This window comes from Shewanella sp. WE21, from assembly GCF_002966515.1.
GTDB classification, from domain to species: Bacteria; Pseudomonadota; Gammaproteobacteria; order Enterobacterales; family Shewanellaceae; genus Shewanella; species Shewanella oncorhynchi.
In genome coordinates, this window is record NZ_CP023019.1 from 1,585,045 (window position 1) to 1,608,121 (window position 23,077).

General features: G+C 46.1%; 21 protein-coding genes. 13 read left to right on the plus strand and 8 right to left on the minus strand.

What is annotated here, in order from left to right; genetic code table 11:
* Positions 1-19: 19 nt before the first annotated feature.
* The 3 genes from CKQ84_RS06780 to plsB all read right to left on the minus strand — a co-directional run bounded on the left by CKQ84_RS06780 (position 20) and on the right by plsB (position 4,621).
* Positions 20-793 (minus strand): VOC family protein, encoded by a 774-nt coding sequence (locus tag CKQ84_RS06780; protein ID WP_105250636.1) that lies wholly within the window; start codon positions 791-793, stop codon positions 20-22.
* A gap of 148 nt (positions 794-941) precedes the next feature.
* Positions 942-2,198: a tryptophan permease gene (gene mtr, locus CKQ84_RS06785; RefSeq protein ID WP_105250637.1), complete on the minus strand. Its 1,257-nt coding sequence runs from the start codon at positions 2,196-2,198 to the stop codon at positions 942-944.
* On the minus strand, positions 2,198-4,621 hold the full coding sequence (gene plsB, locus CKQ84_RS06790) for a glycerol-3-phosphate 1-O-acyltransferase PlsB (protein ID WP_105250638.1): 2,424 nt from the start codon (positions 4,619-4,621) through the stop codon (positions 2,198-2,200). Before plsB ends, mtr begins: the two co-directional genes overlap by 1 nt.
* A gap of 160 nt (positions 4,622-4,781) precedes the next feature.
* Here plsB and lexA point away from each other — a divergent pair, with 160 nt between their 5' ends.
* The 6 genes from lexA to CKQ84_RS06820 all read left to right on the plus strand — a co-directional run bounded on the left by lexA (position 4,782) and on the right by CKQ84_RS06820 (position 10,907).
* Positions 4,782-5,402: a transcriptional repressor LexA gene (gene lexA / locus CKQ84_RS06795; RefSeq protein WP_105250639.1), complete on the plus strand. Its 621-nt coding sequence runs from the start codon at positions 4,782-4,784 to the stop codon at positions 5,400-5,402.
* Positions 5,399-5,911 (plus strand): cell division inhibitor SulA, encoded by a 513-nt coding sequence (locus CKQ84_RS06800; protein WP_105250640.1) that lies wholly within the window; start codon positions 5,399-5,401, stop codon positions 5,909-5,911. Before lexA ends, CKQ84_RS06800 begins: the two co-directional genes overlap by 4 nt.
* 403 nt (positions 5,912-6,314) lie before the next feature.
* A complete protein-coding gene (gene coxB, locus CKQ84_RS06805; RefSeq protein ID WP_105250641.1) occupies positions 6,315-7,850 on the plus strand; it encodes a cytochrome c oxidase subunit II in 1,536 nt (511 codons plus the stop codon).
* A 9-nt stretch (positions 7,851-7,859) separates the two neighbouring features.
* Positions 7,860-9,452 (plus strand): cytochrome c oxidase subunit I, encoded by a 1,593-nt coding sequence (ctaD, locus tag CKQ84_RS06810; protein WP_105250642.1) that lies wholly within the window; start codon positions 7,860-7,862, stop codon positions 9,450-9,452.
* Between the two features lies 1 nt (position 9,453).
* Positions 9,454-10,035 carry a cytochrome c oxidase assembly protein gene (locus tag CKQ84_RS06815; protein ID WP_105250643.1) on the plus strand — a complete coding sequence of 194 codons (582 nt, stop codon included), beginning with the start codon at positions 9,454-9,456 and terminating at the stop codon, positions 10,033-10,035.
* Positions 10,032-10,907: a cytochrome c oxidase subunit 3 gene (locus CKQ84_RS06820; RefSeq protein ID WP_105250644.1), complete on the plus strand. Its 876-nt coding sequence runs from the start codon at positions 10,032-10,034 to the stop codon at positions 10,905-10,907. Before CKQ84_RS06815 ends, CKQ84_RS06820 begins: the two co-directional genes overlap by 4 nt.
* 4 nt (positions 10,908-10,911) lie before the next feature.
* Here the strand turns inward: CKQ84_RS06820 and CKQ84_RS06825 are convergent, their stop codons facing one another.
* The gene (locus CKQ84_RS06825) at positions 10,912-11,130 is read right to left on the minus strand and encodes a DUF2909 family protein (RefSeq protein WP_105250645.1); all 219 of its coding nucleotides are present in this window, start codon (positions 11,128-11,130) and stop codon (positions 10,912-10,914) included.
* On the opposite strand from CKQ84_RS06825, the gene CKQ84_RS06830 reads away from it, so the two are divergent.
* The 5 genes from CKQ84_RS06830 to CKQ84_RS06850 all read left to right on the plus strand — a co-directional run bounded on the left by CKQ84_RS06830 (position 11,129) and on the right by CKQ84_RS06850 (position 15,106).
* Positions 11,129-11,893 (plus strand): SURF1 family protein, encoded by a 765-nt coding sequence (locus CKQ84_RS06830; protein ID WP_105253019.1) that lies wholly within the window; start codon positions 11,129-11,131, stop codon positions 11,891-11,893. The genes CKQ84_RS06825 and CKQ84_RS06830 overlap by 2 nt on opposite strands.
* A 90-nt stretch (positions 11,894-11,983) precedes the next feature.
* Positions 11,984-12,529, plus strand: coding sequence for a hypothetical protein (locus tag CKQ84_RS06835; RefSeq protein WP_105250646.1), 546 nt, complete (start codon positions 11,984-11,986; stop codon positions 12,527-12,529).
* Positions 12,529-13,506, plus strand: coding sequence for a heme A synthase (locus CKQ84_RS06840; RefSeq protein WP_105250647.1), 978 nt, complete (start codon positions 12,529-12,531; stop codon positions 13,504-13,506). The genes CKQ84_RS06835 and CKQ84_RS06840 overlap by 1 nt, the downstream gene beginning before the upstream one ends.
* Before the next feature lie 14 nt (positions 13,507-13,520).
* Positions 13,521-14,426, plus strand: a complete 906-nt coding sequence (gene cyoE, locus CKQ84_RS06845) for a heme o synthase (RefSeq protein WP_105250648.1) — start codon at positions 13,521-13,523, stop codon at positions 14,424-14,426.
* 47 nt (positions 14,427-14,473) lie between these two features.
* Positions 14,474-15,106, plus strand: coding sequence for an SCO family protein (locus CKQ84_RS06850; RefSeq protein ID WP_173913163.1), 633 nt, complete (start codon positions 14,474-14,476; stop codon positions 15,104-15,106).
* On the opposite strand, the gene CKQ84_RS06855 is transcribed toward CKQ84_RS06850, so the two are convergent.
* Positions 15,107-16,153: a polysaccharide deacetylase family protein gene (locus CKQ84_RS06855; RefSeq protein ID WP_105250650.1), complete on the minus strand. Its 1,047-nt coding sequence runs from the start codon at positions 16,151-16,153 to the stop codon at positions 15,107-15,109. It abuts the gene before it with no gap.
* 22 nt (positions 16,154-16,175) lie between these two features.
* Here CKQ84_RS06855 and CKQ84_RS06860 point away from each other — a divergent pair, with 22 nt between their 5' ends.
* On the plus strand, positions 16,176-17,543 hold the full coding sequence (locus tag CKQ84_RS06860; RefSeq protein WP_105250651.1) for an MATE family efflux transporter: 1,368 nt from the start codon (positions 16,176-16,178) through the stop codon (positions 17,541-17,543).
* Between the two features lie 80 nt (positions 17,544-17,623).
* The gene (locus tag CKQ84_RS06865; protein ID WP_105250652.1) at positions 17,624-19,561 is read left to right on the plus strand and encodes a S9 family peptidase; all 1,938 of its coding nucleotides are present in this window, start codon (positions 17,624-17,626) and stop codon (positions 19,559-19,561) included.
* An 84-nt stretch (positions 19,562-19,645) separates the two neighbouring features.
* Here CKQ84_RS06865 and nfuA read toward each other — a convergent pair whose 3' ends face one another.
* The 3 genes from nfuA to CKQ84_RS06880 all read right to left on the minus strand — a co-directional run bounded on the left by nfuA (position 19,646) and on the right by CKQ84_RS06880 (position 23,069).
* The gene (gene nfuA / locus CKQ84_RS06870; RefSeq protein WP_006079591.1) at positions 19,646-20,224 is read right to left on the minus strand and encodes a Fe-S biogenesis protein NfuA; all 579 of its coding nucleotides are present in this window, start codon (positions 20,222-20,224) and stop codon (positions 19,646-19,648) included.
* 239 nt (positions 20,225-20,463) lie between these two features.
* Positions 20,464-22,212 carry a urocanate reductase gene (gene urdA, locus CKQ84_RS06875; RefSeq protein WP_105250653.1) on the minus strand — a complete coding sequence of 583 codons (1,749 nt, stop codon included), beginning with the start codon at positions 22,210-22,212 and terminating at the stop codon, positions 20,464-20,466.
* Between the two features lie 92 nt (positions 22,213-22,304).
* Entirely contained in the window at positions 22,305-23,069 is a 765-nt protein-coding gene (locus CKQ84_RS06880; protein WP_105250654.1) for an outer membrane protein OmpK, read from the minus strand.
* Between the last annotated feature and the right edge of the window lie 8 nt (positions 23,070-23,077).

Below are 23,077 nucleotides of genomic sequence, written 5' to 3' on the forward strand. Positions count from 1 at the left end.
ACAGCACTTAATATGGCAATCACATCTGATTAAGCTTGATCACCGCAAAGGTAGCGCCTTGGGCGTCAGCAATGACAGAAAATCGTCCTACATCAGGGATATCACTAGGCGGAATGCACACTTGCGCACCTAAGATTTGGGCTTTCTCAGCAAACGCATCGCAATCAGCCACCACAAAATAGAGCAACCAGTGGGGAGAAATATCGCCCCACTCAGGCATTATCGTCATCATACCGCCGATGGATTGACCATCAAGCTGCCATTCTGAGTATTCAATGTCTGGCATGTCACTTGGCATGTTGGTCCAAGGGAAGATTTTGCAGTAAAAGGCTTCTTCAGTGCGCGGCTCTTTGCAAGCCAGCTCAACCCAGCAAAGGGTATTGAGTTCACCCTGACGGCGAGCACCTATGTGGTTCTTCGCTTGCCATAAAGCAAAGCGTGCGCCTTCAGGATCACTGACCTGCGTCATCACGCCCGCATCACCCACAATATGCGGCCCCATGTGCACTTGGCCGCCCGCCGCTTGAATCGCTGCAATGCTGGCATCCATATCATCGACGGCAAAGTAGATACGCCAGTGGCTGGGGATATGTGCTTCTGACTCAGGGATTTGATACATGGCGCCTAAGTCATCTCCCGCTAAATTAAATAGCGAAAAGTGACCTTCAGGGATCGGCATTTCGACCGAGTTCCAACCAAATAACGCTTGGTAAAATGCTGTAGCTCCCTGCCAATCATGGCTTGCAAGTTCAACCCAACATGCATGTCCTTGTGCGTACTGAGTCATTTTCATTATCAGCTCCTTTGTTTTAACAATCATTCGAGTTAAGCCTGAGTTTGTATTTCTGTCCAGTATTCAGGTTAAAAAGATCTGTAAGACAAAACTCAACCGCTAAAGACAAAAAAGCCCTCACATGGAGGGCTTAAATCATCACAACAAATTAGGAATATTGCGGCAGTAAATTTGCCATCGCGAGCAGATGACATGCACCCGTGACTATGCCAAATAACACCACAAGAATAATCAGCGGTGTACCGCCTATCACTCTAAAACCTGTGCTATCGGGGAACAACTGCCGCGATTTATAGGCCATCAGCGCCGGGACGATTACCGCCCACACTGTCGCCGCTAATGCCGCAAAGCCAATCGCTACTAAGAAGCCATCGGGAAACAGTAATCCTAAAATCGTTGGCGGCACAAAGGTCACTAACGCGGTTTTCATTCGGCCAGAGCGTGAATCATCAAAACCAAACAAATCAGCAAGATAATCGAACAGACCTAAGGTCACCCCTAAGAAAGATGAAGCCACGGCTAAGTTAGCAAACAGGGTCAACATACTGTTTAACCAGCTACTCGCCATCACCTCAGACAAAGCGCCCACCAACACACCCATATTGCCGCCTTGGGCAATAATGTCGATAAACTGGCTGCGGGGAATATTGCCCATAGTCGCCACTAACCAACAGACATAAATCACCAGCGCGATAAAGGTGCCGACGAAAATCGCCTTGATAATGGTGGAGGAATCTTTGCCGTAATACTTCACTAAGCTGGGGACGTTACCATGGTAACCAAAGCTAGCGAGACCAAAGGGCAGCGCCGCCCACAGATAAGGTGAAAAGCTGTTATTACCATCGGGTTCGAGCAACTTAGTCACATCAATTTCGATCAATAAATTGCCGATAGCGAGGAAGAAGGTAATGATCATACCGCCGAGCATAATCGTGGTAATCCGATCCACGGCTTTAGTACTGATCAATACTATACTCGCCAATACTATGGCAAACACCAGCCCTGCCACGCTTTGCGGTAACTCAATTCCCATGCCCTGCAAGCTGTGATTCACAATCGAACCACCGCCGCTGATATAGGCATAGGTCAAAATATACAACACGAAAGCGATAGAAACGCCGTTCACTATCCGCCAAAACTGCCCAAGAGTTTGCTTGCTTAAGGTATCGAAGCTAGCACCGGGTTCGAAATGTAAATTGGTTTCGAGCAACAATAAGCCCGACATCAACATGCAAAACCAAATACCCAATAACATTAAAATCGAATAGCCAAACCACATACCTGCACCGACCACGGGCAGAGAAAACATCCCAGCACCTACGGTCGTGCCAGCAATAATCATGGCACCACCAAGCAAGGACTTACCTGCGGGCTTATGCTTAGCCGCATTCATATGATTTGCCATTAAACTGTGTGCTCCGCGGTGACACTCGCCACTATCGTTTGTCTCACTGACGGACGTAATAAGCTATTGGCCTGATCTCGTATGCGATTGATATTGGACTTATCTTCACTATCCGCCAGATATCCCAATTCTTTGAGCTTCACGCTCAAAGTACCGTAGAGTTTTTTATCGTAGAATTCAGGCGCGGTAATACCATGTAAAGCCCCTAAACGCTGGGCGAGTAAATGGCTCTCAGACTCAAGTTCTGAGCGCTCCATCTTAGGTCTGTTCGCTAACAGATTGAAAATAATAGCGTAGCGTTGCAAAGTTTCACTCACTGAACTGGCTAACAACAATAATTGGCTTGAGTGCTCAGGCACGACAGCTAAAGTATCTGTCTCAACTACTAAACCTTGCCCAATCAGGAAATCCAGTACTTGCTCAACATAGGCTGGTAAGTCTTTAATTCCCATGAAGAGTTCGGCTTTCAGCAGTGGATAAAAATCGGCAACGATTGAAACCACTTGCTGGCGCAGGATCTGTTCATTGTGGGTTAAACAACTCGCAATTAATGAAGGAACAATAAATAAGTGAATGATATTGTTACGATAGTAAGTCATAGACACAGCCTGACTCGCTTCGATAGACACTATTTCCCCTAAAGGATCGGCACTAACAACAAACTTGTTCAGCTCTAAACCTTGCTGCACTAAATGCTTACCATCACCTTCGGCAACAGATGTATAAGAAGTGTAAGGCACTTTTTTGAGTAGGGTCAGATACAAATCAAGCTGACGCTCCAGCAGACTACGTTCTAAGGCGTTTTGATCTGTCGCCAGTAAAACTAAGCTAGTCAAAGTCACCGAACTCGCGGCTGCGGCATCATTGATACGCGTCATCACCCGATTAGCCAGCACGTTTACCGCTGGCGTTAACCAACTTGGTTTCTGCTCGGGATCATCGGCCAACTCAGCACGCCAGTTTGGCGCACGCTCATTTAAGAAATTTTGCAGGGTAATAGGCTCGCCAAAATTCACATAACCTTGGCCAAAATTACCTAATTTGCGAATGGCACCGAACACCTGCCACACAGATTCTTTTTTCTTTTTCTTACCGCTTAACTCTTTATGGTAAGTCGCCACTTCCATCACATGGTCATAGCCTAAATACACAGGCACAAGTGTGACAGGACGTTCAATACCGCGCAGTACGCTGTTCATCGTCATGGCGATCATGCCAGTTTTCGGCGCCAACAGACGGCCAGTACGTGAACGGCCACCTTCGGAGAAGTATTCCACCGAATAACCTTTAGCAAACAGCTGGTCTAAATACTCACGAAATACTGCGGTGTACAGCTTATTGCCATTAAAACTACGGCGGATAAAGAAGGCACCACCGCGACGGAACATAGGTCCCGCGGGCCAGAAATTGAGGTTAATGCCGGCAGCAATGTGCGGCGGAACCATGCCTTGATAATACAAAATATACGATAACAGCAGGTAATCCATGTGGCTGCGATGGCAAGGCACATAAACAATTTCGTGGCCATCGTGGTGCAGCTGGCGAACTTGCTCGGCGCCTTTAATGTTAATCCCGCTGTAAAGCTTGTTCCACAGCCAAGTTAAGAAACGCTCGGCAATACGCACTAAACTATCTGAGTAATCGGCAGCGATTTCATCGAGATACTCAATAGCCGTCTCGCGCGCTTGGGTCTCAGAAATCTTTTTACTGGCGGCTTCTTCTTGAATCGCTTTGCGCAGCGACTCAGATTTGAGCAACGAATGAAACAGTGCTTGGCGGTTTGGCAGCACAGGCCCTGTCATTACCTTACGTTGACGACGGAAATGCACGCGCGCAACCCGCGCTAACTTATGGGCAATCCCCATGTCGGTGCCATGTTCGTCAGCCATGTAACGCAGGGATACGGCATTCGAAAACTGCACGAAGTTATGTCGACCTAAGAACAGAATCATCAAGCACTTGCGTAGCCAAGTCGGGTTTTCCCGCTCAAATACGGCCGCCTTCATAGTGTCGTCTTCTTTCCCTGGCGTGCGACCCCAATACAAACTCACGGGCACCAGTTGAATATCCAATTCAGGACGTTCCTTATGCACGGCTAACAAACGCATAAAGCATTCGAGGAAAGGCTCATTACCAGCACGTTCGCCAAACAGTGGCTTACGCCCTTGAAGACAGACAACCCGAGGCGCAGTCACACCATTAGCCACTAGAGGCTCATAAGGGCTTGGTAAACCTAACTTAGCCGTTATTTCGCTCAAAGCAGCTATGTCACTAAGGGATTCTGTTTTCATCACATAAACAAGGGGTCTGGAAGCATCCAGATTCAGATCGGCAAAGGGATCCTGAGGCACCACAATAGTGTGCACTAAGTGTTTTTGGATCCAACGTAATGATTTCAACCAAAGAGAGTCGTGTTTAGGCATTATTCTTATGCAATTAAGTGCGTTTACTAGCCCGATAGAATACCAGACTATGGGCAATATTCGCTAATTCTCTCCAACATAGCTAAAAAGTGGTTAATACTTGCGCTGCAAACAATACTGTATATACTAACAGTAACTGTATAGAAAAACAGGAAACACCATGAGACCTTTGACGCCACGCCAAGCTGAAATTTTAGAGCTAATTAAACGAAATATTGCCGATACTGGCATGCCACCCACTCGGGCAGAAATCGCAACCCGTTTAGGTTTTAAGAGCGCCAATGCGGCTGAAGAACATCTTAAAGCGTTGGCAAAAAAGGGCTGCATTGAGATCATGCCAGGCACATCTCGAGGCATTCGTCTGCCTGCGGAAATCGAAGATTTGACTGAAACAGGTTTACCGCTCATCGGCCAAGTGGCCGCGGGTGAACCTATCCTCGCCCAAGAACATGTTGAACAGTACTACCAAGTCGACCCAAGCATGTTTCATCCCGCCGCCGATTTTTTACTGCGAGTAAAAGGCGACAGCATGAAAAATATCGGCATTCTCGAAGGTGATTTGCTGGCAGTTCATAAAGTAGAACAAGCTAGAAATGGTCAAGTGGTTGTCGCTAGAGTCGATGACGATGTCACTGTTAAACGTTTCGAAAAAAAAGGTAATGTAGTCTATCTACATGCCGAAAATGAAGATTACTCCCCGATTAAAGTGGATTTAGGCTTCCAAAGTTTAACAATTGAAGGACTCGCCGTCGGTGTGATCCGTAATGGAGATTGGCTATGAATAAACTACTTGGCAATGCCCCCCGCCATCCGGGCTTGTGGCTCGATGAAGTCCGTGATGCCGACTATGACTGGCACCATGCGCCCATCGCCTGCATGCCAACTAAGACTCAAGGTCGCCAAGAATTAATTCATCTGAGTGCACAACTCGCTCAGTTAAGCCAACAGGGCCGTTGGTTAGTGCTCATCAACCCTCCAAGTATTGGCTACAAGCAAATGCTCGCCAGCGCAGGTGTGCGTATGGATAGAGTTTTGCTGGTACATGCTAAAGATGAAGTCGAAACCCTGTGGGCGATGGAGAAAGCCCTGACAAGTGGTACGTCCAGTGCAGTCATTACTTGGACTCAATCATTGGATGCGCGGGATAATCGACGCCTACAAATCGTGGCTAAAAGTGCCCGAGCTATGGGCATAGTGCTTGAAGACGTAAACAGTCACTTACATGCCGACGTACGCATTGAGCAAGGCAATCTCTTCGGTCAGCAATCTTTTTTTAGCTCTGTACACTAAATATTCATTTAATTTTTTACCTTGAAAGCCGCCTCACCTATGAATGTGAGGCTTTTTTTTGGCAATTTTTCAGATAATTAGATAAATAAGTGATCTTGATCAATATTTAAACAGCAAGTATGGTTGGTTAAGTCGGTGATGATATATCACCTTCCGTGGTCAATGAATCGAGTATTTATCGAACTCGAAGCGCCACTAAAAATAGAGAACAGATTTATTTCAGCAGTATGTGCCAGCGTGGCTAATTACCAGCAGTAACAATACTTGATTAAAAGTAACAGCCGCCAACGCACGTTGAAGTCAAAAAAGCTTTTTTGGGAACTGAAGAGTTTGCATAGAGTTGAGACTTACTGTGTTGCTCTTCTTTGTAGTTGCTATTCGCAATTGGCAGAGGAGAAGTCTTGTGAAGCAATTGTTGTATTGTTTACTCGTGGTGCTTTTCGCACCACCGTTGACCGCCGCGGACATGCGGTTCAACATGACCCCTGGCGTGACCGAGATCAGTGGCAAGGTTTATCACTTGCACATGACCATCTTGTATATCTGCTGCGCAATAGGCCTAGTGGTCTTTGGCGTCATGATTTACGCCATGATCAACCACAGAAAATCCAAAGGCGCTGTCGCGTCCCACTTTCACGAAAGCACTAAAGTTGAAATCGCTTGGACGATTCTGCCATTTATCATTTTGATCTTAATGGCGATTCCAGCGACAAAAACTTTAATCGCAATGGAAGATCCCAGCAACGCCGATCTCACCGTAAAAGTCACGGGTTCACAATGGAAATGGCATTACAGCTATTTCGATCAAGATATTGATTTTTATAGCATACTGACAACACCCAGAGCACAAATCGAAGGCACCGAAACCAAGGGTGAAAACTATCTATTGGAAGTCGATAAACCGCTCGTTCTACCGATAAACCGCAAAATCCGCTTTCTGATGACTTCAGAGGATGTCATCCATTCTTGGTGGGTACCCGCCTTTGCAATTAAGAAAGATGCCAACCCTGGATTTATCAATGAAGCTTGGACTCGCATCGACAAACCCGGCATTTACCGTGGTCAATGCGCCGAGCTCTGCGGTAAAGACCATGGTTTTATGCCTATCGTAGTACAAGCGTTACCCGAAGCCGAGTTTGAGGCTTGGGTCACAGAGCAGAAACAAGCTGCAGGTGCTGCGGCTGAAGCCGCTCAAGCCGCTTTATCACAAACCCTAAGTAAAGAAGAGTTGATGACTCAAGGTGAACAAGTTTACCTCGGGCACTGCGCAGCCTGCCACCAGCCCAATGGCGAAGGGTTGCAAGGCGTATTTCCGCACCTTAAAGGTAGCCCGATTGCAACGGGACCACTCAGCGGTCACCTTGAAATTGTGCTCAACGGTAAAACGGGTACAGCCATGCAAGCGTTTAGTAAGCAATTGACCGCACAAGAAATCGCGGCAGTGACTACCTACGAGCGTAATGCTTGGGGCAATAATACTGGCGATGCAGTGCAAGCCAAAGACGTCAACGAGTACATGAACGGCAATTCTGCACAAACATCCGCCGCGGTACCAAGCGGTACAACCCCGACACCCGCGCCTGCAAAAGACGTCTCAGCTGCAGTAGATCCCGCAAGCCTCTCCACACTCAGCCATGACGCCCTCATGGCCGAAGGTGAAACTGTCTACGCGACCTTCTGTGCTGCCTGCCATCAAGTGACAGGTGCAGGAATACCACCCGCCTTCCCCGCGCTAGTGGGTAGCGCTATCGCCATTGGACCAGTCGCCAATCACATCGATATTGTGATGCACGGTAAAACAGGCACGGCTATGCAGGCATTTGGCAAACAGCTTAGCCCACAACAACTTGCAGCAGTCATTACCTATGAACGCAATGCTTGGGGCAACAATACCGGCGATACAGTGCAACCTGCTGATATCGCAAGTCATGGACAGTAGGGGATAATGATGAGCACAACGACTCAAGATCAAACCGCAGCCCATGATGACCATCATCATGGTGCGCCAAAGGGCATCATGCGCTGGCTGCTAACCACCAACCATAAAGATATAGGTACTTTGTATTTATGGTTCAGCTTCATTATGTTCTTAACCGGTGGCGCTATGGCCATGGTGATCCGCGCTGAACTCTTTCAACCTGGATTACAATTGGTCGAGCCCAACTTTTTCAACCAAATGACAACTGTTCATGGGCTGATCATGGTATTCGGTGCGGTAATGCCAGCCTTTACAGGGCTCGCTAACTGGCTGATCCCTATGATGATAGGGGCGCCCGATATGGCGCTGCCACGGATGAATAACTGGAGTTTTTGGATACTCCCCTTCGCCTTTACTATTCTTCTCAGTTCGCTATTTATGGAAGGTGGCGGACCTAACTTTGGTTGGACCTTCTACGCACCACTATCAACAACTTATAGCCCAGATAGCACGGCGCTCTTTGTATTTTCTATTCATATCATGGGGATAAGTTCGATCATGGGCGCGATCAACGTGATTGTGACCATAGTGAATTTACGCGCGCCAGGCATGACATGGATGAAGTTACCATTGTTTGTCTGGACTTGGCTTATCACGGCATTCCTACTGATCGCGGTTATGCCCGTACTCGCGGGCGCAGTGACTATGGTGCTGACAGATAAGTTTTTCGGCACGAGTTTCTTCGATGCGGCTGGCGGCGGCGATCCTGTGATGTTCCAGCATATTTTCTGGTTCTTCGGCCACCCTGAAGTCTACATCATGATCTTGCCGTCCTTTGGCATCATCTCTGCCATAGTCCCCGCCTTCAGTCGTAAACCCTTATTTGGCTATGCATCCATGGTTTATGCTACGGCTAGTATTGCAATTCTGTCGTTCCTCGTATGGGCGCACCATATGTTCACCACAGGTATGCCAGTGTTTGCCGAGCTGTTCTTCATGTATTGCACTATGTTGATTGCAGTGCCAACTGGGGTGAAAGTGTTTAACTGGGTTGCCACTATGTGGCGCGGCTCACTCAGTTTCGAAACGCCCATGCTGTTTGCTGTAGCCTTTATCATACTCTTCACTATTGGCGGTTTTTCGGGATTAATGCTCGCCATTACACCCGCCGACTTCCAGTACCACGATACTTATTTTGTTGTGGCACATTTCCATTATGTACTCGTAACTGGTGCGATTTTCTCCATCATGGCAGCGGCCTATTACTGGCTACCTAAGTGGACGGGACACATGTACAACGAACGACTGGGACAATGGCATTTCTGGTGCTCGGTGATTTCAGTCAATGTGCTATTTTTCCCGATGCATTTCCTTGGGCTGGCAGGAATGCCAAGGCGTATCCCTGACTACTCGATTCAATTTGCCGATGTTAATCAAATCGTCTCGATTGGTGGGTTCGCCTTCGGCTTATCGCAATTGATTTTCTTAGTATTAGTAATTAAGTGCATCCGTGGCGGCGAAAAAGCCCCCGCTAAACCTTGGGAAGGTTCCGAGGGTTTAGAGTGGACATTGCCAAGCCCTGCACCTTACCACTCCTTCACGACACCACCTGAGGTGAAATGAAATGGCAACCCAACACCAGCAAGATAAACCTAAGTCAAATCGTAAACTTATCAGCATGTTAGTTATCGGCTGTATTGGAATGTTTGGCTTTGGATTCGCGCTGGTGCCGCTCTACGATGTGTTGTGCGAGCAACTCGGTATCAATGGAAAACCCTCCAATACCGCGAGTAGTTATCAAGCAATCACAGTAGATACAAGCCGAATAGTGACTGTGGAATTTATTTCTCAGGTACAAACAGGCATGCCATGGACATTTGCGCCACAAACCAAACGGCTCGAAGTTCACCCTGGCGAGCTAATCCATACGGCATTTTTGGCGCGCAATATGTCCGCTAAAGCAACGATTGGCCAAGCGATACCTTCAGTTTCGCCCGGCCAAGGTGCCGCTTATTTTAATAAAACAGAATGCTTTTGCTTTAATCAACAACCCTTAGCGGCGGACACTAGCGCTGAGCTGCCGCTCATTTTCTATGTGGATCCTCAGTTACCTGAGTCTATCCACACTCTGACCCTCTCTTACACTCTCTACGACATTACCGACAAGCAGTTAGCGTCTGCCATAGAGCAAGGAGCTGCAAAATGACAACGAAACATCAGTCTTACTACGTTCCATCCCAAAGTGTCTGGCCTATTGTAGGTGCCATTGGCTTGTTCTTAATCGCCTCTGGTGCAGGCCTTTTCGTGCAACAGTTGAAATCAGGTGCATCCGGTGGCGGTTATGTGCTGCTGGTTGGAATAGCTGTGATCCTATTCATGCTGGTAGGTTGGTTTAGAACCGTGATCCAAGAGTCGATGGCAGGGCTCTATTCTAGCCAAATGGATCGATCGTTTCGCCAAGGTATGAGCTGGTTTATTTTTTCGGAAGTCATGTTTTTCGGCGCTTTTTTCGGGGCACTATTTTATGCCCGCATGTTCGCAGTGCCTTGGCTCGGTGGCGCATCGAATAATGCCATGACCCACGAAGTACTCTGGCCTCAGTTTGAAGCTATTTGGCCGCTCATTACTACGCCAGATGGCACTAAAACCCAAGCTATGCCATGGACTGGACTGCCATTAATCAACACTATCGTACTGCTAACCTCCTCAGTTACCTTACATTTCGCCCATGTCAGCCTAGAAAAAGGTAAACGTTCTGCCATTACTCTCTGGCTTGGTATCACCATACTCTTGGGTATGGGTTTCCTTGCCTTACAGGCAGAAGAATATATGCATGCCTACCGGGAAATGGGACTCACCCTGACCTCTGGGATTTATGGCAACACCTTCTTCCTGTTAACTGGCTTTCACGGCATGCATGTCACACTGGGGACGCTCTTTTTATTCGTGTTGTTTTTCAGAGTGTTGAAGGGGCACTTTAGCGCAGATAAACATTTTGCGTTCCAAGCGGGGAGTTGGTATTGGCACTTTGTGGATGTGGTCTGGCTGTGTTTGTTTATTTTCGTTTACGTTCTCTAGTGCTTTAGTAAGGCGTGGGATTGGGGCTAATTAACCCAGTCCCTAAGGCCACCAGCAATAACAAGATAACGAGCACGGAGAAAATCACTCGCCGACCAAGATAACGGCTCATAGGCACTTTTTCATCACCTTTCACCATAATAAACAAGGCGCGACCTAGATTAAAAATGATGAATAGCAACAGCAGAACTAAGACCAACTTAAAAATGAACAGGCTATTCATACAATATCCTCACGTTCTGCTGAATAAATTAACGGTTTTTCTACTGATATTGACTGTGGCTGTATTAACTATATTGGTCAAGTTGGGTTTATGGCAGTTAGCCCGTGGTGAAGATAAAACGACGCTTTCAGCCAAAATGGAAGCAAGGCAAGCTTTGCTGCCATTAAGTTTTGAGCAGCTCCAACTCAAGGTCGGCAAAGAAGGCGTAACGGGTTATCGACTGCAAGTACGCGCCACTCCCGCAAACTCACAAATCTGGCTGCTGGATAATCAAATCTATCAAGGTCAAGTGGGCTATTTAGCCTTCCAACCATTGCAAGTAGAAGTTGAAAAACCTTGGTTGCTGGTCGAGTTAGGCTTTGTTGCCGCAGGCTCCCATCGGGATGAGTTGCCTCACATCACTCCCCTAAGCGGGGCATTAAATATCGAAGGCAGGCTTTATCAAAAGCAAATCAATCCCTTGAGCCAAGCTTTAATGGCAGAAACAGGGACAAGTATTCGCTTTCAAAATTTAAATATGCCCGAAATGGCTAAGGTATTAGGGCACCCAGTGTTACCTGTCGTGTTGCAACCAGAGCAATTACCTTCCCTCACATTGCCCCATCCTTGGCAACCTTTCCCACTGTCGGCACAAAAACATTGGGGCTATGCGTTGCAGTGGTTTTCGATGGCAGCCGTATTTGCAGGGCTAATACTGTGGCAAGGGATTAAATATGTAAAACGCCATAGCGCCCAAACAGTCGCAAACTCAAGGAGCAAATAGGGAAATTCGTACCATACTTAGCAAGACACTAATAAAACTAAATAAATATAAAACAATAAATTAGGGATAATTTGAATGAGAGGAGCAAGCATGAACTCCCAGAACAAATCTAAACACAAAGCATTAGGGCTATTACTGCTGGCGTTTATTGCCCCCGTAGTGATTGCTAAGCTAGTGCTGAGCCTGAATTTATACCATGGCGGTGCCACCAATCATGGCGAGCTGATCAGTCCCGAAACCAGTTATGCCAGCCTTGGGGTTGAAAATTCTAATCCCAAAGAATGGCAACTACTGTATTTATTGCCCGCCAAATGCAACGATGCTTGCCGCGAACGCCTGTATATTTTGCGCCAAAGCCACACAGCGCTAGGGCCAGATCAGGCGCGAGTCGAACCGCTGATACTCACTCATCCCGACAGCGATCTTAACGCCTTAAGCACCTTTAACTTCAATACTCGTCCCGCCAATGCAGGCTTAAGCAAATGGTTAGATGAACAGCAGCTAATCATAGTCGATCCCTTAGGCAGCTTAGTACTGCGCTATCCTCAAGTGCAGGGCAAAGAAGCACATTTAGCTCAAGGCAAGGCGCTGATTGCGGATCTGCGTAAGTTGTTAAAACTGTCGAGGGTAGATTGATGCAACTAACTTGGATCCTACGCTTAACCTTAGTCTTTACCCTATTGGTGATTTTAATGGGCGCTTACACCCGCCTATCGGATGCAGGACTCGGCTGCCCCGATTGGCCAGGCTGCTACGGCCATATTAAAGTGCCCACCCAAGACCATGAAATCGCCCATGCGCAAACTATATTCCCAGATCACGATATCAATCCAGAGAAAGCTTGGCTGGAAATGATCCACAGATATATCGCAGGCGGACTTGGCTTACTGGTGTTATTCATCTTAATTTTGTGCTTAAAAACACCGGAAGCACCCAAAAAGTTGCCGATCATCATAGTGCTGCTGATCCTTTTTCAAGGAGCGCTAGGCATGTGGACAGTGACCATGAAACTTATGCCAATAATTGTGATGTCGCATCTTATTGGTGGCTTTAGCCTAATCTCACTGCTGTTACTCCTTTACCTGCGAACCCGACCTCGGCGTATATTTAATAGCGAAACCCATGCTCGACATCTCGCGCCGTTAGCATTGGTCAGCCTGTTCGTCCTTGTGGGTCAGATTATGCTGGGGGCTTGGACATCATCGAATTATGCGGCGCTCGCCTGCACCTCTTTACCCATCTGTGAGGGAAATTGGGTAGATAACTTAGCAATAGCCGAGGCATTTTCACCGTTCCAAGGCCAACACCCTAGCTTCGAATTTGGGGTGCTCGATTACCCTGCACGAATGACTATCCACGTAGCCCACAGAATTGGCGCTATCGTCACTGCCAGCTTGTTACTCGTGCTCGCCTACCGATTATTTGTTGGCGCTACGGGACTTAAGGCTTTAAGCCTTTTATTAGTGGGGCTAGTCATACTTCAAGTGAGCTTAGGTATTTCTAACGTAGTGATGCATTTACCACTCGGTATTGCCGTGTCTCACAACGGTGGTGCGGCACTACTGCTACTGACCTTAGTCACAATCAACTATTTTTTATGGCGCAAAGCATAAGCGAGGGATCCAAGATGGCAAAACCACTCTCAATCACCAGTAGCCTGCCCACTTTCAGCGTAACATGGCGCGCCTATTTTGAAATGACCAAACCTAAAGTGGTTGCACTGATGCTGCTCACTGTCTTAGTAGGCATGTGTCTTGCTGTGCCCCATGCGGTGCCCGTTCAGCCTTTGCTCGCGGGTATGCTTGGAATTGCCATGATGGCGGGTTCGGCGGCGGCGCTCAATCATCTGATCGATCGCCGTATTGATGGTTTAATGGCGCGCACCTACAATCGCCCATTGCCTAAGGGACGCATTTCGGCCACGCGCGCGTTAATTTTCGCCGCTAGCTTAGGTAGTTTTGGCTTTATCGTCTTATATTCCTTAGTCAATCCACTCACAGCTTGGTTGACCTTTGCCAGCCTGATTGGCTATGCCTTGGTTTATACGGCCTATTTGAAACGCGCAACATCACAAAATATTGTGATCGGCGGCCTTGCGGGAGCCATGCCACCCCTGCTGGGATGGACGGCAGTGACGAACGAATTTCACGGCCATGCGTTATTGCTAGTGATCATCATTTTTACGTGGACGCCGCCACATTTTTGGGCACTGGCCATTCACAGACGCGCCGAATATGCCAAAGTAGATATTCCCATGCTGCCAGTCACCCACGGTGTCGAATTTACTAAAACCTGCATCTTGCTCTACACAGTATTGCTGGCGATTGCTTGCCTGTTACCTGTGCTGGTTGGTATGTGTGGGCCAGTGTATTTCGTCAGCTCGAGTTTACTCAGTACGGGATTTATCTATAAAGCATGGCAACTTAAATATCGGGATCATGATGGCTTAGCGATGCAAGTGTTCCGCTTCTCTATCTACCATTTAATGTTGTTATTTATGGCATTACTGCTAGACCACTATTTGTGGAACTAGTGTATGGAACGAGTTTGTCGCGCTAACCTGTATTTATGGAGCGAATAATGCAGAAAATAATTTTAGTCATCGCCATTTTGTTGTTCGGCCTTGGCGGCCTATTTGCGGTGAAATTTAATCCACCAAAACCTATCGAATTAGAGAGCGGTTTTCTGTTTCCACAGGCCTATGAATTAGCGCCCTTTGAATTGGTTGATCAACACAAGCAAGCTTTTACCAATGCCAGTTTGCAGGGAAAATGGAGCTTATTTTTTATCGGTTTTACCTTTTGTCCCGACATTTGCCCTACGACCTTAAATAAACTTGCGGCGGCTTATCCTGATCTAAACAAAATAGCGCCATTGCAGGTAGTGTTTTTATCCGTCGATCCCAAACGGGACACACAAGATAAACTCCTGACTTATGTGAATTTTTTCAATCCAGAGTTTAAAGCGGTAACGGGTGAACAAACGCAGATATTTCCCCTCACCCGCAGCTTAGGACTCACTTATGCCATGGTGGGTGAAGGAGAAAATTACCAAGTCGACCATAGTGCGGGTTATGTGTTGGTGTCGCCGCAGGGAACACGAGTTGCGGTATTTAAACCTACGGCAGCGTTAGGCAAACCGCCGCAGGTATTAAATGCTAAATTAATTAGCGATTTTGAAAAAATAGTGGCGCAATACAAACCTAGCCGTTGATCACTCTTTGACCCAAGAGCCATCGTCCTTTGGCCTTACCCAAGGCTGAGAAAACCAATAGTAGCCATTACGCGCCTTACTCGGCGCTGTGCAGTTATAACGCGAGCGCCCCGCGGGCAAGGCTAAATCCGCTTGAACACTAAACTCGTTTTCATTGAGCCAAGTCGGCTGTTTTGAGCCTTGACCTTGGATGTAACACATCACCTGCTTAGCAGAGATATCACTCATATCGAGGGTCACTTTAAGCTCTGGACGCCAATGACCGCCCTTTAACTCAGGATCACTTGGGGTTTGTGCAATCACAGGCATATTTAAGCTGTATAACTTTGCCTTAAGGCTTTTTAGGTCAGCATATTGTCCAGCAACGGGGAAACGCGGCAGTGCCGTTAATGGCGAATAGGGCCCCGCGGCACCGGACTGTTGCCCAAAAGCGACAAAGCCGTTCTCAGTTAACATATCCTGCAACGCTTGATTGTACTCACCGTAGGGATACGCCAACATTTTAAAATTGTGCCCTGTGGCATCTGCAATCGCTTTTTCTGTATCTAAGATATTGGCTTTTATCCGCGCTAACCACTGCGCCTGTGATTCATTTTCTAAGGAGCGGATCAAATGTTCGTGCGCCCAACTGTGATTAGCAATATCGGCGCCTTCCTTGGATAGTGTGATGAGTTCATCCCAAGTCATCATCTCGGTAAACTTTTGTTTAATCGGCTCAATTGCCACAAACAAGGTGTAGGGGAATCCAAATTCCTTTAGGATAGGATGCGCCGTAGTCGCTATACTGCGATAACCATCATCGAAGGTAATTGCGATTGTTTTAGCGGGTAAATCTTGTTTTTGCTTGATCGCTTCAACCACTTTAGAAAGCGGGATCACCTTAAAGCCGTCATCGACGAGAAACTGCATTTGCTCACGAAATTGCGCGGGCGTAACGCTGGTTGCCGCCGGAGTGGTTTCTGACACATGGTGATATTGCAGAATGACCACGGCATGGGCAGAAAACGTCATTAGCCCTATGAGTGCCAACAGCACACGTTTAACCATAATGTGAACACCTCTGAAATTAATGAATACTGCTAAATCAACTTGGCTCGACCTCATGCTCAACGGCGCGAAAAATCGCCAGTTACTAGCGCTCGCCCTGCCGATGATACTCTCCAATATCACTATCCCGCTGTTGGGCTTAGTCGATACGGCTGTTATAGGTCATCTGAGTGAGGCCTATTATTTAGGGGGAGTCGCTGTCGGGTCAACGATTATCACATTAATCATTTGGTTATTGGGATTTTTGCGTATGGCGACGACAGGTTTAGTCGCGCAAGCCTTTGGTGCTGACGATCTTCACGCCCAGCACAAACTCTTAGTCCAAGGCGCTATGCTAGCGATGTTATTGGGCGTAGGCGTTATCGCACTGCAAGTCCCGATATTGAATTTAGCGTTGGGATTATCCGAAGCGAGTAGCGAGGTCGAACGTTATTGCCACGAATATTTTCAGGTACGGATTTGGTCAACGCCCTTCGCCCTGCTCAATTTAGTGATGTTAGGCTGGCTCTTAGGGCGACAACAACCTAAAGCCGCCATGTGGCAGCTGATTTTAGCCAACCTTGCCAATATTATTCTCGATGTGGTGTTTGTCCTCGGCTTGGGCTGGGGAGTTAAAGGCGCTGCCCTCGCCTCAGTATTTGCCGATATCACCGCTTTCTCAGTCGCACTCACTATGGTGTTACAACAACTCAAGCGCGCACCCGAGTTTCACTTATCTCAGCTATTCCCCCATGTCACCTTAACGGGTTATGGCAAATTACTGAGGCTCAACACAGATATTTTTGTCCGTAGCCTCTGCTTGCAGGCAGCTTTTGCCTTTATGACATTCCATGGTGCAGGTCTAGGTGATAATACCGTTGCGGCCAATGCCGTGTTATTGAATTTACTGCTGTTAATCTCCTATGCACTCGATGGCATTGCCTATTATGCCGAGGCAGAAGTCGGTCGAGCTTATGGGCAAAAACAGGCAAAACAATTAAGGGAAGCTGTGATCTTAGCTTGGTGCTGGTCGGCCATAACGGCACTAGGATTCTGCGCTGTATTTAGTCTTTTTGGCAGTAATATTATCGCGTTATTGACCAGCATTAATGAGGTCAGAGCCACTGCGCAAACCTATCTTATCTGGCTAATATTCTTGCCTTTATGGTCCTTTAGCTCGTATTTATTCGATGGTGTTTACATAGGTGCCGCTAAAGGAAAAGTGATGCGCAATAGCATGATACTCGCCACCTTTGGCGCGTTTTTCCCAACATGGTATTTACTGCAACAGCTATTACTACCAGAGCAAAGCAACCATGCCCTCTGGGCCGCGATGAGTGTCTTTATGATCGTCAGAAGCCTAACGCTCGCAGGGCATTATTATTTCAGTCAGGCCTTTTTACATAAATAAATCTGTAAAGACAGTAGTTTACTAATCTCAAAATCATTATTATGTTGATTTTACAATTGTAACAAAGATGTGAATCGATAATGAAAAGGATTTTACCGCTGCTATTGCTGTGGCTATGTAACTATACGGTTGCCAACACTGCGCCACAATTACCCGTTGAAGCCTTTGCAAGCATCCCAGATGTTAGCTCTGTGCAGCTCTCGCCTAATGGCAAAAAAATTGCTTCTGTTGTACGGGTCGATCAAGCCAAACTCAAAGGTACTGTCGTTAGTATCCAAGATATAGAAACAGGCGAAAAAAGCATTCCGCTGCACACGGATAACCAAAAATTTGTCATCCTGTCTCTGCAGTGGGCAAACGATAATATCTTACTGATCAGTGCTAAGTTTCCGGCTAACCGTTACGGTACACCTACAACCGAAACCCGCCTTGTTAAGTATGATTTGACCACGAAAAAGACCTCGAGTGTCCTTCCGCGCAGCGTCTTAGACCGTCTTAATTGGATCCCGCAACATCAGGGGCAAATTATCGATCTTATGCCAGATGATCCCGATAATATTTTACTGTCATTAGACGGAATGGGAGAAAACGTAGGCGAAGACAGCGTTCTGAAAGTCAATTTAGCGCAGGGGAAATCCAGTTATACCCAAAATGCTAAAAAGAAGATCATCAGTTGGATTACCGACAGGCAGCACAAAGTCCGAATTTCTATCTACAACGATGATACTGAGTACCGCATTTATGAACAGGCCGAGCAAAAGAGTGATTCACGCTTGCTTTGGACCTTTAAAGCTTTTTCTGAGGACACTGTTTGGCCATTAGGTTTTGATGCAGACCCTAATATCCTCTACGTTCGCGCCTATCACCAAGGTTTCGAAGCCATTTTTAAAGTGAACCTGACCGACCCTAATCTTACAAAAGAGTTGGTTTACGCCAATGAAGCAACTGACGTCGAAGGGGATTTACTCTACTCGCAATTAAAGAAAAAAGTCATTGGTATCAGTGAAGGCGACGGCGAGGAATACACCTTCTGGGAAACAGAATATGTCGGACTACAAAATGGTCTTAAGGCTGTATTACCCGATGCTCACAACTATATTACTCAATTCAGTGCAAATGAACGCCGCTACATAGTGTATTCCACCAGCTCGACCGAGCCTGGCACTTATTATTTCGGCGATAGGGACGAAAAAACGTTATATCCCATCGCGAACAGATACGGCAAGCTCAATAGTGAGCTACTCGCCAACACCCAACATCTAACTTACGAAGCAAGGGATAAGCTCAAAATCGATGCTTACCTAACAGTGCCAAAGGGACTCGAAGCTAAACAGCTACCGACGATTATTTTCCCCCATGGCGGCCCGATCAGTTACGACAGTAACGACTTTGACTATTGGGCACAGTTTTTCGCTAATCGGGGTTATGCAGTATTTCGAATGAATTTCAGGGGGTCGGCAGGTTACGGCTATGAGTTTATGAAGGCAGGCCTAAAAAGCTGGGGGCTCGAAATGCAAAACGATGTTGAAGACGGGACTCGTTACCTAATAGCGCAAGGGATTAGCGATCCCAAACGCATTTGTATTGCCGGTGCGAGTTATGGTGGTTACGCGGCCTTAATGGGGGCAGCTATGACTCCCGATCTTTACCGTTGCGCCATCAGTGTGGCTGGTGTGACCGATGTGGCCTACCTAGTAAAATCAAGCCGCAGACATACCAACTATGAAGTGGTTAAAGAGCAAATAGGAGATGATCTCGATGCCCTCTATGAGCGCTCACCTATCAGTAAAGCAGATAAAATTAACATCCCAGTATTACTGCTACATGGCGATAAGGACAGAGTCGTTAAGGTTCAACATAGCCGAGAAATGTATGACGAGCTCAAATCACTGAATAAACCAGTGGAGTATATTGAGTTGGAAAATGGTGATCATTACCTGAGCAATAACGACAACAGACTCGCGACGTTTAAAGCCTTAGATAAGTTCTTAGCTGACAATCTTAACCCTAAGTTATAACTTAACAACAGCACTTAAAGCGGAAGCCAAATATAAAAAACGCGACTCTAAGGTCGCGTTTTTCATTCCGCTTAACAAACAAGATTAAGCGTAAGAATGTTCACCATGTTGGTGATCTGTCACGTCACGTACGCCAGTCAACTCACCTGGGAACATGTCTAACAATTGTTTTTCGATACCATCCTTTAGGGTGATATCAACTTGAGAACAACCGTTACAACCACCGCCGAACTGCAGTACAGCCACGCCTTCTTTGGTAATTTCAACCAGCATGATATTACCACCATGGCCGGCTAACTGAGGGTTGATTTCTGATTGGATCACGTATTCGATACGCTCGACTAAAGGTGCATCACCTGACACTTTACGCATTTTTGCGTTAGGTGCTTTGAGCGTGAGTTGTGAACCTAATTGGTCAGTCACAAAATCGATAGTGGCATCTTCAAGGAAAGGTGCACTCTTCTCATCGACCATAGCATTGAAGCCAGTGAACTCGATTTCAATATCATCACTTTCCACTGCATCCGGTGGACAATAAGACACACCACACTCGGCTTGCGAGGTACCAGGACTGATCACAAATACGCGAATATGAGTGCCTTCAGGTTGATCTGCTAACAACTTAACAAAATGGGCTTGAGCCGCATCGGAAATGGTAATCATGAAAACCTGCTCCGTCAGGGGATACCTGAGTGTTTTAGTAAGAATTAGCCGTATGATACTCCGACTCACCTTCGCTTTGTAGTCCTTTGGATAGCAAGTTTATGGATTTTTGCCATAGCGATCACGATTTATTCATCATAAACAAGCTTTAAACGAATGTGTTGTACGCGAGTGAACTGCATCATTTACAAACAAAAGCGACCCAATTGGGTCGCTTTAAGCCAGACATAAAATACAAACTATTTAGCCGCTTCTTGTCCCGCGATACGACCAAAGACAATGATATCAGTGTAAGCATTTCCACCGAGTCGATTGGTTCCATGGGTTAAACCAGTCACTTCACCCGCAGCAAACAATCCCGGAATCACCTTTCCTTGTTCATCAAGTACACGAGTACGTGTATCAACCGCTAGTCCACCCATAGTATGGTGCACAGAAGGTGTCGCTTTTAAAATCCAATAAGGTCCTTTACTTAAATCGACTAATCCTGAGCGATGATTAAAGGCTTCATCCTTTCCTGTTGCGGCATAACGATTAACGTCTTTAATCGTTGATAACAGCTTATCTTCAGGAATATTAAAGACTTTAGCGGCTTCTTCTAGGGTGTCGACCTTATACATTAGCCCGTCTTTTGTGAATTCCTTCAGTTCACCGTGATGCATTTCAACAGTATGGGCAACGTCTTCAATAGCTTGGTTCCAGAGCACATAAGTATAACGGCCTGGTTGGGCTAGAATGGCCTGTGAAATCACATCTCGGCGTTCCAATTCTTCAACAAAGCGCTCACCCTTCTGGTTGATTAACACCGCACCAAAGAAGCGAGAGTCTGCAATCAAGGCAATAGCACCCGAGGTTGGGCTACAAATAGGATATGACTGGATATATCCCATATTTTTAGCTGCTGCATGTATTTTTTCTGCCATCACAATACCGTCACCAGTACCACCTGAATGACCAGTGCTGCCATATCGTTCATCTAACTCTGGGTTATATTTTTTACGCATTTCCATGTTAGACGAGAAGCCACCCGTGGCAATCACAACACCGCGTTTTGCATAGTAGGTTACCGTTTTGCCATTATGAGTCGCTTCTACACCCACAATTCGGCCCGTTTGATCTTGAATTAACTTTTCAGCCTTAGTATTGGTATGAATTGGTAAGCCAACTTCTCCAGCTTTAATAGAAAACTTGCTGATCACCTCTGCTCCGGTATGACCTTTAGGGATTAGCGCACGTTTAACGCTGTGTCCACCAAACTGAAATAATTGATCTGGGTAAAATTCTACTTTGACGTAATCCCTTAACCACTCAGCAGCATCAACCGCATTATCGACCATGGTCTTAACCATTTCAGGGTCACCTTTGAAATCGCCGCCTTTTAGCGTGTCGCTAATAAACAGCTCTTTGCTATCGGTCACCCCCATATTTTTTTGCACCCAACTACCGGCCACATTCATCTCAGCGCCAGAAATCAAAGAATTACCGCCGATAATAGGCATCTTTTCAATAATCACTGCACTTCGTCCCGCAGTCATAGCCTCTAAACCAGCACTGAAACCTGCACCACCCGAGCCAATAATCACCACATCATAGGTATATTCTGCTGGTGTTAATGCTTCATTTTTTTTAGCTGAAGCGACAGCAACTAACGTAACACCTGCGGCTTCAATACTTTTACCCACGGCTTCTTTAAGCGCTTTAGACGTTACGGTTGCGCCTGCAATACCGTCAACCTCGATAGAGTTATTATCAATAATCGCCTGTTTAACATCTTTAAATACGGCACCAGCAAGGACCTTATTTTCCTTTTGCTTGAGTACATCAATCGCCACAATGTGTCCGTCTTTGAATGTGGTTTCGACCTGCACTTCGCCATGCTTGCCTTGAGCGGTTCCTTGGCTTTTTACTATTTGATGGGTAACTTGACAGCCGACAATAATTGCTGTTGCCGTGGCAGCAATACCAATAATGGATTTTTTATAATGCATTACAATTCCCTTATTATTTTTAATGAAAACTAGAACAGCACCAAATTAAATGAGATTCTACCTATTAAAATTTCAACCTATTTGATAAACCGTTAAAACTGATAACCAACAGATATACCGTATTCAATCCCATCATTATATTGCGAACCCCAGCTATCATAATGGGTGATATATAACTTTGAAAATATTGAATCTGTGAGACTTGTTTGTAATGTTGTAATTACCTGATGGCCATAGCTGTCATATGAAAATAATGCTTGATGCGCTTCATCCCTATCAATTTGTGCTTCATAATTCAAACTTAAACTATGTTTTAACCCTAGCAATTCAAATGGGCACTTTGCATTTAAAACCACGGCATAACCTGACAGATCATTAAACTTCTCTGATGTGGGGGAAAAGCTACCAATGGTATAATTTAAACCGACACCATAGTTTAGTGATAAATTTTGAATTTTTGCATTATGGGTAATACCTAAGTAAAGATTATCTTCAACTAGCGTTTCACTCGCAGAGATAAAGTTCTGAGTCCAGAAGTTGAACTGCGATTCTCCCAGCTTATTTTCAAGTATCAATAATGACTTAATGGTAGTTTTACCATCAAGGTTCTTCTGATTTTCCGCGATTTCAGCAGGGTTTTCGAGCTTAAGATTAGCAAAGTAAGTACCCCAATCAGCAATTCCTAAATGATTCAACTTTACAAAAGGTTGATTAAAAACACCTGGGTTATCATTTTTTGCGTCACTGGTATAAAACTTATAACCTAAATCCACGCTCGTTTTATTCACATCAGCATATACTGAACCACTAAAAACAATTGCACTAACTAAAATAGATACCACACTTTTTTTACACATAGAGCCCT

Bases quoted from the DNA above. Each gene is read 5' to 3' on its own strand.
- CKQ84_RS06860 (WP_105250651.1), top strand. From the start codon at position 16,176: ATGAATACTGCTAAATCAACTTGGCTCGACCTCATGCTCAACGGCGCG.
- CKQ84_RS06820 (WP_105250644.1), top strand. From the start codon at position 10,032: ATGACAACGAAACATCAGTCTTACTACGTTCCATCCCAAAGTGTCTGG.
- nfuA (WP_006079591.1), bottom strand. From the start codon at position 20,224: ATGATTACCATTTCCGATGCGGCTCAAGCCCATTTTGTTAAGTTGTTA.
- plsB (WP_105250638.1), bottom strand. From the start codon at position 4,621: ATGCCTAAACACGACTCTCTTTGGTTGAAATCATTACGTTGGATCCAA.
- CKQ84_RS06850 (WP_173913163.1), top strand. From the start codon at position 14,474: ATGCAGAAAATAATTTTAGTCATCGCCATTTTGTTGTTCGGCCTTGGC.
- mtr (WP_105250637.1), bottom strand. From the start codon at position 2,198: ATGGCAAATCATATGAATGCGGCTAAGCATAAGCCCGCAGGTAAGTCC.
- lexA (WP_105250639.1), top strand. From the start codon at position 4,782: ATGAGACCTTTGACGCCACGCCAAGCTGAAATTTTAGAGCTAATTAAA.
- CKQ84_RS06815 (WP_105250643.1), top strand. From the start codon at position 9,454: ATGGCAACCCAACACCAGCAAGATAAACCTAAGTCAAATCGTAAACTT.
- ctaD (WP_105250642.1), top strand. From the start codon at position 7,860: ATGAGCACAACGACTCAAGATCAAACCGCAGCCCATGATGACCATCAT.
- urdA (WP_105250653.1), bottom strand. From the start codon at position 22,212: ATGCATTATAAAAAATCCATTATTGGTATTGCTGCCACGGCAACAGCA.
- cyoE (WP_105250648.1), top strand. From the start codon at position 13,521: ATGGCAAAACCACTCTCAATCACCAGTAGCCTGCCCACTTTCAGCGTA.
- CKQ84_RS06835 (WP_105250646.1), top strand. From the start codon at position 11,984: ATGAACTCCCAGAACAAATCTAAACACAAAGCATTAGGGCTATTACTG.
- CKQ84_RS06800 (WP_105250640.1), top strand. From the start codon at position 5,399: ATGAATAAACTACTTGGCAATGCCCCCCGCCATCCGGGCTTGTGGCTC.
- CKQ84_RS06825 (WP_105250645.1), bottom strand. From the start codon at position 11,130: ATGAATAGCCTGTTCATTTTTAAGTTGGTCTTAGTTCTGCTGTTGCTA.
- CKQ84_RS06780 (WP_105250636.1), bottom strand. From the start codon at position 793: ATGAAAATGACTCAGTACGCACAAGGACATGCATGTTGGGTTGAACTT.
- CKQ84_RS06880 (WP_105250654.1), bottom strand. From the start codon at position 23,069: ATGTGTAAAAAAAGTGTGGTATCTATTTTAGTTAGTGCAATTGTTTTT.
- CKQ84_RS06865 (WP_105250652.1), top strand. From the start codon at position 17,624: ATGAAAAGGATTTTACCGCTGCTATTGCTGTGGCTATGTAACTATACG.
- CKQ84_RS06855 (WP_105250650.1), bottom strand. From the start codon at position 16,153: ATGGTTAAACGTGTGCTGTTGGCACTCATAGGGCTAATGACGTTTTCT.
- CKQ84_RS06840 (WP_105250647.1), top strand. From the start codon at position 12,529: ATGCAACTAACTTGGATCCTACGCTTAACCTTAGTCTTTACCCTATTG.